Consider the following 7,060-nt stretch of genomic DNA (forward strand, 5'->3'; position numbering starts at 1 on the left):
GTGCCGATGGTGGTGCTGATTTGCAATGTGTGCTCGAACAGCCGCGACGAAATGAAGTAATTGGCAATGATCAGTGAGCTCACCGCCCCCTCGGTCTGGCCTTCGGCGAGTAACTCTACGGCGCTGAAGGTGTCCGGGGTTTCGATCAACCTGATCCGGGGAAACTCTCTGCGCAGGTAATCCATGAGTGGATTGCCGCGGGCAATGGCCAGGCGCTTGTCCTGCAATTGCTCGAGGTTGGTCGGGCTGTCGGCGGCTTTGCGGGTCAGCAGGACGTAGGAATTTTCCAGAAAGGGGCGGGTAAAATTCAGCTGGGTTTGACGTTGGGCGCTGGGGAGCAATGGGGCGATCACATCGGCCTTGTTGTCCTTGATCTGTCTGATCATCTCGTCATCGCTGCGGCTGTGCTGGATGTCAAAGCGCAAGCCGGTGCGCAGCCTGATCAGCTCAAGCAAATCGGCGGTGACCCCGCGAAAGTTGCCATTGCTATCGAAAAACGTCAGCGGCGCAAAGGCTTCGTTGACGACGACACGCACTATCGGGTGGTGTGCCAGCCAGCGTTCTTCCCGTTCAGTGAGTTGCAGCTTCTGATCGGTCAGCAGAATGTCGCTACCGGCGCTCCAGCGTTTGGCGATGCTTTCTCGTTCACTGGTGGGGATGGCCCTGATCATTGTGTTGATGATGCCAAGCAGCTCGGAGTTGTTCCTGTTTACGGCAAAGCTGAAACCATAGGCTTCATGTTTACCGAAATTGGCCATCCGGATGTTGTTCAAGTACCCCTTGTTGATCATGTAGTGAGTTGAAATGGTGTCACCGAGAAACACGTCCGCCTGATCGAAAGCAACAGCGTTGATCGCATTCTGGTAGGACGGATAGGACGTGATGATCGCCTTTGGGTACAACGCCGTGACTTCCGCCAGCGGCAGATAGTGATACACCATGCTCAGGCGCAATCCGGCCAGGCCATCGGTGAGGGAACGGGTTTCCCCTTCACGGGTCACCAATACAGGTTGGTCGACGGCATAGGGTATGGACAATGCAATGCCGGCATTGCCAGCTTCGAATCCATTGGCGGTGCCAAGCAGATCGACTTCGCCGTTCTCCAGTGCAGCGATCGCGGCGCCTCGGGAATCGAAGCGCTGAACCTTGACGGGCAACCCGGTTGTTTTTTCCAGAAGACCGGCGTAATCGGCGGTAAACCCTTCATAGTCCTGGCCGCTGGTGGTCAGGTCGAAAGGGGGGTAGTCCGGGGCTGACGTCCCGAGCGTCAGTTGATTCCTGCTTTTTATCCATTGTCGCTGGGATTCATCCAGTCGAACTTCCAGTGCCCCGGCCTTCGACCGGCTGAGCAGTGTGTAGTGTTCATCGCCCGGCGCCCCGAACAACGAGGTGCTCACGCATAGACCTGCGGTCACTTGAATCAGAAAGACCTTCAAACGGCTGGGCATCCAGGTTCTCACACTAGCGCATTACGTTTTGCCATCTCGATGAGTTCAACCAGGGATTTGGCTTTGAGTTTCTGCATGAGGCGCTTTTTGTAAGATTTTCATATGTATACAATAGGTGTCTAAGCATCATCCAGAGGGCGCCATGCCTACAGCATTCAGTTATGCACGTTTCTCTAGTTCCACGCAGAAGAAGGGTTCAAGCCTTGAGCGTCAGCAGGCAATGGTTGCTAGCTGGCTTATCCGTCATCCCGAATACGCCTTGAGCGAGCTGACATTCCAAGACTTAGGCAAGAGTGGTTGGAAGGGCGACCATATTAAGGAGGGCGGTGACTTTGCGAAGCTGCTGGCCGCCGTAGATGCTGGGGTGATTCAGAAAGGCGATGCTGTGTTGGTTGAGGCGATCGACCGGGCAGGTCGGTTGGATACTCTGGATATGCTCACAAGAGTCATTGCACCAATACTGCACGCTGGCGTGTCCATCATCACCCTTGACGATAACGTTGACTACACACGTCAGAGCTTGGATGGTGGACCGATATACATCCTGCTTGGAAAGATTCAAGCGGCACGCCAATACAGTGACAACCTGAGCCGTCGTCTAACGGCCTCCTATGATTCCCGCCGTAGGCTGGCAAAGGAGGGCAAGACACCCAAACGTATTACGCCTGTATGGCTTACCTCTGAAGGTGTTGTGCTCCCAGAGATTGCTGGTCAGGTGAAACTAGCCTTTGAGTTGTACACGTCGGGACTTGGCAAAGCAGTTATTGCAAAAAGGATGCGTGAGTCTGGTATTGCTGCACTAGCCAAAACGTCTGGTCCGGGTGTTGAGGGGTGGCTTCGTAATGAGGCTGCGATAGGGCGTTGGAATGGGTCTGAGGTGTATGAACCTATCGTGGATATATCTCTGTACCACCTCGCACAGATTGAAGGCGAGAGACGCAAGACAGCACCACGGGCCAAGACAGCAGCCCATTTCTACGTTGGCTTGATCAAGTGCGGCTGCTGTGGCAACAACTTCATCATGCGCACCATCAAGGGTGTTCAGGTGTCCATGAGGTGCAGGAAGCGACAGGAACTGCAAGGTTGCGACAACAAGAAAGTGATCCCCAAGGAAATCATAGACACTGTGTATCAACGCACCTCGGTGCCTGCTGCACTGCGGGTGGTAAAACGTGATCGTACTGGCATCAACGAAAAGGCGATCATTGCCGCTGAAGCCAAACTGTTGGAAATATCCAAGCAAATGAAGGATGTGTCTTCTGCCCTTTTGACTCTTGGGTTTATTCCTGAGGTGCAGGCTCAACTCCAGCAAACCCAAGAAGCACGGGAGGCGACAGAGCGTGAGTTGGCAGTGCTCAAAGCCACTGTAGTTCCTATGGCGGGCCATTACTGGACAGACCAAGGCAAAGTGTGGGAGTTAGAAAAGAACGATCCTCAGCGTCTTTCAGCAATGCTACGTGGCGTTGGCTACAGTATTACTATTCATGCTGATGGCCGTCTCGTGTCAGACTCTGGTGCAGCATACAAGTACGGTGGTGTTGATCGTAAAACAAACAGATACAAACTGTTGGCGGGCGATAAAGTAGAGTTGGTGTTGAAGGGTTCGGATGATGATTCATATTGGGAGCCTTTCGAAGAGGTGGGCGGGGAATCTATGTGGGATGAGGCAGACTATGAAAATCTTCGTTTGCACTATGAATAACAAAAGATAGGGACGCACCATGAAAGTACTGTTGATGGTGGTTGCAATGGTAGGAATGTTAGGGAGTGGGGCTGCTATGGCAGCAGACGTAAAGCTTGATGGGAACCAGTTATTAGTAGAGTGTCAGCATTATATAAAGTTGGTGGACGGAGGCACCGTAAAAACTGATGTTCTTTTTGAAGCTGGTATGTGTGGTGGTTTTGTACAAGGAGTAGCTAATACGGTTTTCTTCTATAGTGATGAGCTTAAGAAGAATGAAAGGTTTTGCATACCCGGCACTGTAAAAAATTCCCAGCTAGTGCGCGTTGTAGTCAAATACTTGAAGGATAATCCGAAGACGTTGAATGAGGAAAGGATGTCTTTAGTGTGGCTTTCATTTATGGATGCCTATCCTTGTAAGTGAAAATCTCTGCTCAACAATAAAGCTGGGGCTTAATAATGGATGGCTCGCAAGTTACGATGGTTGTAAGTGTTGTTGGTGGTGTGGTTGGGTTGATTGCACTGACGGTGGCATGGTCGCAGATGAGAATTGCCAGTGCTAAAACTAAGCTTGATTTGTACAACAAGCGATTCAACGTATATTTAGCAGCGCTTGAGTTCCACCAATGTGCAGGTAGTGGAGATGGTATCAAAGAGAAATTCGATAAGCTGACACAAGCCTATAGGGAGTCACTGTTTCTTTTTTATGATAAAGATGGAATCCGTAAGACGCTGGAGAAGATACAGATAGCAGGCTTCGCCATCCTAACTCATCACATCGCTAAACTTGATCCGAACTCTGCTGCCGATTTGTTTAAAGAATTCCAAACTCCGGCTGGTGATGCTTACATGGGTATGGAGGAAGATATCAGAGCCTTGGAAGATCAGCTTAAAAGCTATCTCAGCTTTAATAATGTTAGGGGTTGGACATTCTTCTGATAAGAATAAAGCCCGCATCATGGCGGGCTCTTTCAATATCTATCATCAATGTTACTTTGTAAACTCTTCCAGTTCTGCTTCTGCTGCTGCAAGGTCTTTTTGCAGGTCTGCAATCTTGGCCTTTAGCCCATCAATTACACCATTCAGATTGTCAGCGTAAGCTTTCTTCTGTTGTTCAAACACTTCCTTCATGGCTTTGAAATCGGTTGGAGCTATAGTGGAGCCTGCATTGCTGACGGTTGCCTTGGGACCAGAGTGCACACCAGCAAGATCAAGCCAGCCTTTTAGGGTTTGGTAAGCAGGCTTGTGACCGCGATCCTTGCAGAATACGGTGATAGGCTTCCCGGACTGCTTATACTCGGCAATGATGGCTGCTACCTGATCGCCAGTGTATCCCTTAACCTGTTGCATCTTAACCTCTCCTGAAGCTGTTGTGTGTTGGTGGTGTGTTGGAGGTAATGCTACAACATGCCACTATGAATGTACTAGAATAATTTTCTGTAGTGCTGCTAGAAAGAAGATGACGTTTTCACACGAAATCCCATCCCCCGCGCCGCGAGAGGTGAGCACATGAGGCATGTTCTTGATTTCAGGGTGGGAAATATAAGCTGGGGTGTTCTGGTTTGAAATCTGGTGTCTGTGCTAGCGCGGCTTAACGACAAAATCCGGCCTCAGATAGAAAGCTCCAAGCGGAACCAGAAATAAGATGGCTACGCTGATGCACCCTGAATCATTGCTCGCACCAGAACGAGGGGCTACCTAGCTGCACACTAGAATTGGCCCGCAGGCCGTCTAGAACAAGGCTCACAGGCGTATCGTTCGGTGTAGAACGTACAGCAATGGCGTGTTTATTGAGGTGTTGCACCCAACGTATCTAGTTAGGCGAACGACAGGGACAGGGACACCATCAGACGGCGTACTGCTGTAGCGTTGAACTCGCTTCCTCTTGGGGTACGGATACCCTTGGTGTTGAGGCAGTCTGCTACTGACTGAAGTGTGTTCACCTTGTTGTACAGGCAGGATTCAAGGTGCAGGCGAACACTACTCTGGTACTTCGACACCTTATCCATACGGACATTATTGGCTGCTGTAATGTCGGCCACTGCACGGCCCTTGGCTTGAGCCTCAGCACGATTAATCACCTTCTGCACTGCTACAGCATCACCAGCTTCTGCACGTCTCTGGAGCGAAGCTAGGGCTTCCTTGGTGCGCGTGGCAATGAACTCACGCTCCTGCTGGGCCAGTGCGGCGAATAGATGGAGTTGGAAGGTGTTGGCCTGTGGCATTGTCGCCACCTTGAAATCTGCCTTTTCCATCAGTTGGGCAATATGTAGAACTGAACGGGACAGACGATCCAGCTTTGCCACCACCAATTGAGCGTTCTGCTCTTTGCACAGGGCCAGGGCCTTCGCACCTTCTGGACGATCCTCAAGGGCGAGCTTGCCAGATACCACATCTACAAATTCACCAATGACTTTCCAGCCGTTGGCTTGGGCTGCACGTTGGATGTAGTCGCGTTGTGCTTCCAAACCCAAACCAGAATCACCTTGGCTCTTGGTGGATACGCGGATGTATGCGACTACGTTAATCATGGCGAGTGTTCCTCAGTGTGTGGAGGCAGTTTATCAATCCAGCCATCAGTTGTCACTAGGGGAGACGAACGTCTGTGCAAATGACAAATCAACAATACTGAATATTTTGAATGTTTTGAAAGAAATCCATTGCACTTGGATTGTTTCTATGGAAGGCGGAAGGGGGCGAAAGCTGGAGTTTGGAAGTTCGAATATTTGATGGAAAATTTGTTGACAGGCTTCTAGGGTTGTGGGTTGGCCCTAAGATTTTTGGATTTCAAATCTGTTTTTTACAATTTTTCTGAAATTTGCGAGAAGCGAAAGCGGATTGCTTAGTGATAGCAGGCACCCGGATTACAGGCTATGTGGCTTCCAGCCTTCAAAACAAATGTTCACACTTGGCTGTAGGCCCTGATTTACGTGGCTTGGAAGGAATTGGCAAGGGTGTTCGCCCGAATGCTGCTGCATTCCCAGAGGTGTACTGGACGGTGTTGATTGTGACTAATATATAATATTTAGTCACGTTTTGGATGGGTTTATTGATACCGTATCGGATGTTTTAGATGTGGTTATTAGGAATTATTCTCATTGCATTTGCGTTGCATTATAAAGAGCAGCCCTCAAGGGCATAGCCCTACACGTCACGCACACTGGTAGTGTAACGAGCACACTGGTAGTGAGCAGCTACGATAGTAGCCAGTTAAGATTGTGACGAAGAACAAAACATAAAAATACTATACCAAAAGAAAAGTGTTACACCGTGTCGGCAACGACACAGACGTACATCATTAACAATGTAACTTCGACAGGAAGACCTGTCAGGGTGATTTCTCTTTCGGTGCAGAGCATCACCCTCAGACCTTGCGGTCTTGAAGATCAAGATCAAGATCAGGAGCTTTCGATTTGTGTAATTATTGTAATTAACTGATTTGTGTCATGACGATCTGCGTTAGCAGAAAGATTGTAGCTAAGAGCGGCAATGCCTTTGGAGCCTAGCCACCTCGCGAAGACGCGAAGTGTCTTATAATTCCGGCTCCATGTCAATGACTATTTATAAAAGTCAAGCATCTTTACACTTAAATTGTTGTGTTCTTCAGCATCCTGCTGGGAAGTCTGCACACTGAAAATGGCTACAACCCTTATAGAACGTGGCTTTGCGGGCAGGATACCGGAGTAAAACGTATCCCAATGACCTGTGCGAACAATGTGTTGTTGCCAACGGAAAAGCCCCACCTAGCACAGTGAAGGCCAAGCGGGGCTTGAGGGTTAGAACGGTGGTTGTTCGACTTCGTTGCCCCAAGGATTGTCGGCGCTGATTGAAAACTGACCCACCCTGCCGATTGAAAATTGACCCAGGGCGGATTGCTGATTTTGGCATCAGCAATTGTGGATAAGCTTAGCAGTCGTGTACCGATGGAAGA

General features: G+C 49.7%; 6 protein-coding genes and 1 pseudogene. 3 read left to right on the top strand and 4 right to left on the bottom strand.

What is annotated here, in order from left to right; all coding sequences use genetic code 11:
• Together ACRESJ_RS33930 and ACRESJ_RS33935 are read right to left on the bottom strand one after the other, a co-directional pair.
• The coding region (locus ACRESJ_RS33930) for a transporter substrate-binding domain-containing protein (protein ID WP_431761783.1) at positions 1-1,448 on the bottom strand (1,448 nt) is incomplete at its 3' end.
• Between the two features lie 8 nt (positions 1,449-1,456).
• Positions 1,457-1,543, bottom strand: a pseudogene (locus tag ACRESJ_RS33935) (DNA-binding response regulator); the annotation flags it as partial.
• Positions 1,544-1,590: 47 nt separating this feature from the next.
• On the opposite strand from ACRESJ_RS33935, the gene ACRESJ_RS33940 reads away from it, so the two are divergent.
• Genes ACRESJ_RS33940 through ACRESJ_RS33950 form a run of 3 tightly spaced genes read left to right on the top strand, consistent with a single transcriptional unit; the run spans position 1,591 to position 4,068 of the window.
• Positions 1,591-3,150 carry a recombinase family protein gene (locus ACRESJ_RS33940; protein ID WP_431761784.1) on the top strand — a complete coding sequence of 520 codons (1,560 nt, stop codon included), beginning with the start codon at positions 1,591-1,593 and terminating at the stop codon, positions 3,148-3,150.
• Positions 3,151-3,169: 19 nt separating this feature from the next.
• Positions 3,170-3,553 carry a Rap1a/Tai family immunity protein gene (locus tag ACRESJ_RS33945; RefSeq protein ID WP_431761785.1) on the top strand — a complete coding sequence of 128 codons (384 nt, stop codon included), beginning with the start codon at positions 3,170-3,172 and terminating at the stop codon, positions 3,551-3,553.
• Positions 3,554-3,588: 35 nt separating this feature from the next.
• Positions 3,589-4,068, top strand: a complete 480-nt coding sequence (locus ACRESJ_RS33950; RefSeq protein WP_431761786.1) for a hypothetical protein — start codon at positions 3,589-3,591, stop codon at positions 4,066-4,068.
• 51 nt (positions 4,069-4,119) lie between these two features.
• Here ACRESJ_RS33950 and ACRESJ_RS33955 read toward each other — a convergent pair whose 3' ends face one another.
• Both ACRESJ_RS33955 and ACRESJ_RS33960 read right to left on the bottom strand, forming a co-directional pair.
• Positions 4,120-4,479 carry a hypothetical protein gene (locus tag ACRESJ_RS33955; protein WP_431761787.1) on the bottom strand — a complete coding sequence of 120 codons (360 nt, stop codon included), beginning with the start codon at positions 4,477-4,479 and terminating at the stop codon, positions 4,120-4,122.
• 467 nt (positions 4,480-4,946) lie between these two features.
• A complete protein-coding gene (locus ACRESJ_RS33960) occupies positions 4,947-5,660 on the bottom strand; it encodes a recombinase family protein (RefSeq protein ID WP_431761788.1) in 714 nt (237 codons plus the stop codon).
• Positions 5,661-7,060 lie beyond the last annotated feature (1,400 nt).

Origin of the sequence: Pseudomonas sp., assembly GCF_050739655.1 — a bacterium.
GTDB lineage: Bacteria > Pseudomonadota > Gammaproteobacteria > Pseudomonadales > Pseudomonadaceae > Aquipseudomonas.

What these genes read in the sequence shown, in the direction of transcription:
- ACRESJ_RS33940 (WP_431761784.1), top strand. Translation starts at nt 1,591, where the DNA reads ATGCCTACAGCATTCAGTTATGCACGTTTCTCTAGTTCCACGCAGAAG.
- ACRESJ_RS33950 (WP_431761786.1), top strand. Translation starts at nt 3,589, where the DNA reads ATGGATGGCTCGCAAGTTACGATGGTTGTAAGTGTTGTTGGTGGTGTG.
- ACRESJ_RS33960 (WP_431761788.1), bottom strand. Translation starts at nt 5,660, where the DNA reads ATGATTAACGTAGTCGCATACATCCGCGTATCCACCAAGAGCCAAGGT.
- ACRESJ_RS33955 (WP_431761787.1), bottom strand. Translation starts at nt 4,479, where the DNA reads ATGCAACAGGTTAAGGGATACACTGGCGATCAGGTAGCAGCCATCATT.
- ACRESJ_RS33945 (WP_431761785.1), top strand. Translation starts at nt 3,170, where the DNA reads ATGAAAGTACTGTTGATGGTGGTTGCAATGGTAGGAATGTTAGGGAGT.